General features: G+C 56.9%; 1 pseudogene. It reads left to right on the top strand.

The features are described from left to right. Positions 1-48: 48 nt before the first annotated feature. A pseudogene (locus tag SB724_RS19985) lies at positions 49-276 on the top strand (Tn3 family transposase); the annotation flags it as partial.

Below are 276 nucleotides of genomic sequence, written 5' to 3'. Positions count from 1 at the left end.
CCATTGTCTTTCTCTTGCGCATAACGGCTTGCGCATAACGGCACCAACCAGGTGAACTTCTGGACCCTGTATACGTTCGACTATCAGTTTGCGCCGCGTTATCGCGATCTGCACAAGAAAATCGGTAGCCTCGTCGGTCGGCATCCACCGGGCCACTATGGAAACTGGGTGATCAAACCCTCGCGCAAGGCCTACGACGAGCTGATCGTCCGGGAATGGCCCAACGTCCAGCGCATCATGGTCTCGCTCGCGCAAAAGGATGTCACGCAAGCCACG

It is taken from the genome of Bacillus sp. SIMBA_031, assembly GCF_046535225.1.
Taxonomy (GTDB): Bacteria; Bacillota; Bacilli; order Bacillales; family Bacillaceae; genus Bacillus; species Bacillus velezensis.
This window is presented reverse-complemented; position numbering and strand designations above follow the sequence as displayed.